The sequence below is a fragment of the Stenotrophomonas maltophilia group sp. Smal32 genome (genome assembly GCF_030237085.1).
Classification (GTDB): Bacteria; Pseudomonadota; Gammaproteobacteria; order Xanthomonadales; family Xanthomonadaceae; genus Stenotrophomonas; species Stenotrophomonas maltophilia_Q.
In genome coordinates, this window is record NZ_JASJSI010000206.1 from 1 (window position 1) to 2,209 (window position 2,209).

At 68.9% G+C, this 2,209-nt stretch carries 1 protein-coding gene and 1 pseudogene; both read right to left on the reverse strand.

What is annotated here, in order from left to right:
* Positions 1 to 66: 66 nt before the first annotated feature.
* Positions 67 to 1,038, reverse strand: a pseudogene (locus QRO91_RS22315) (DEAD/DEAH box helicase); the annotation flags it as partial.
* A gap of 113 nt (positions 1,039 to 1,151) precedes the next feature.
* Positions 1,152 to 2,209, reverse strand: a 1,058-nt coding sequence (locus QRO91_RS22320) for a YeiH family protein (protein ID WP_285310588.1), incomplete at its 5' end; no start/stop codon positions are given.

Here is a 2,209-nt window from a genome sequence, read left to right on the forward strand (position 1 = left end):
GGCCACCTGTTTTTTCGAATGGCCGCTGGCACGGGCACCGCCGGTACGCCCCACGCGGTGATGTTAGATATCCACGTCGTTCGGCAGGTCGTAGTTTATCACCGCGGCCAGCTGTTCCACGTCCAGGCCGCGCGGGGCCACGTCGCTGGCGACCAGCACGTTGCAGCTGCGGTTGGCCAGCAACAGCAGCACCTCCTCGCGATCGCGCTGCTCCATGTCGCCATGCAGGGCGAGCGCGGAGAAGCCGAACTGCTGCAGCGAGTTGGCTACTTCGTCCACGTCCTTGCGGGTGTTGCAGAACACCACCGCCGATTCCGGCGTGTACTTCAGCAGCAGGCCGGCCAATGCCTTCTGCCGGTGTGCCGGTTCCACCTCGCAGAACATGTGGCGGATCGCGGGTGCCTGGTCGGCGCCTTCCACGGTCACTTCCACCGCCTCGCGCAGCAGGTCACGCGCCATGGCGCGGATGCTGTCGGGGAAGGTGGCCGAGAACAGCAGGCTCTGGCGGTCCTTGTGGGTGCGGCCGGCGATCTCGCGGATCGGCTCCTCGAAGCCCATGTCGAGCATGCGGTCGGCCTCGTCCAGCACCAGCGTGCGCACCGCGCCAAGATTCAGCGCGCGCTTGCGTGCCAGCTCCTGCACGCGGCCGGGCGTACCGACCACCACGTGCGGGTCATGGCCTTCCAGCGATGCCAGCTGCGGGCCCAGCGGCACGCCACCGACCAGCAGCAACAGCTTCAGGTTGGGAATGCCGGTGGCCAGCTTGCGGATCTGCTTGCCGACCTGGTCGGCCAGTTCGCGGGTCGGGCACAGCACCAGCGCCTGCACGCGGATCAGGCTGGGGTCGATGGACTGCAGCAGGCCCAGGCCGAAGGCGGCGGTCTTGCCGCTGCCGGTCGGCGCCTGTGCGATCACATCGCGGCCATCCAGGATGGCCGGCAGGCTCTGCGCCTGCACGGGGGTGAGAGTGGTGTAGCCGAGGGCGTCCAGGCCGGGCTGCAGGGCCGGGCTCAGCGGCAGGGTCGAGAAGTCAGTCATGGCGCATTGTACCCGTCCGGTCGCGCGCGGCTGCCCTTTGTAGAGCCGAGCCGATGCTCGGCTGCTTCACCTCTGAAGCCGAGCGTCGGCTCGGCTCTACATCGGGGGTAGACTCAGCCCAGCAACGCCAGCACGCCCTGATGAATCGCCAGGCCACCGAACAGCAGCCAGGCGAACAGGATCAGCGCCAGCAGCAGCGGCTTCAGGCCCGCCTGGCGCAGCGCCGAGACGTGGGTGGTCAGACCCAGCGCAGCCATCGCCATCGCCAGCAGCACGGTATCCAGCTGCACCAGCCCCGCCTGCAGGCCAGCCGGTAGCAGGTGCAGCGAGTTGAAACCGGCCACCGCCACGAAACCGAACGCGAACCACGGCACCACGATGCGCGCCTTGCTGCCGTCGGCGCTGGCCTTGCCCCCACGTGCCAGCCATAGCGACAGCGCGATCAGGAACGGCGCCAGCAGCATCACCCGCACCATCTTGGTGATCACCGCGGTATCAGCCGCCGCTTCGTTGACCGCACGGCCGGCGGCCACCACCTGTGCTACTTCATGCACCGTCGCACCGGTGAACAGGCCGTACTGCCGTGCGTCCATCGCCAGCCAGCCGTGCGACTGCACCAGTGCATACAGCGCCGGGTACAGGAACATCGCCAGCGTGCCGAACACCACCACCGTCGACACAGCCACCGTGACCTGTGCTGCGCGCCCGCGCACCACCGGTTCTGCAGCCATCACCGCCGCGGCGCCGCAGATCGCGCTGCCGGCGCCGATCAGCATGGCCGCCTCGCGTTCCATCTTGAACACGCGCACGCCCAGCCAGCAGGCCAGGCCGAAGGTGCTGGCAACCACCAGCACGTCCATCAGCACGCCGCTGACACCGACATGGCCGATGTCCTGGAAGGTCAGGCGCAGCCCGTACAGCACGATGCCGGCGCGCAGCAGCCAGTGCTTGGAGAAACCAACACCGGCCGCGCTGCTCGGTGCCAGCCGCGGATAGAGGGTGTTGCCGATCACGATGCCGGCGACGATGGCCACGGTCAGCGCACTCAGGCCGTGTGCCTGCAGCCACGGCAGCTCGGCCAGGTACAGCGACGCCGCTGCGATCAGGCCGACCAGCATCAGGCCGGGCAGGCGCGGCTGCCAGCGTTGGCGCAGGGCGGGCAGGGTCCAGG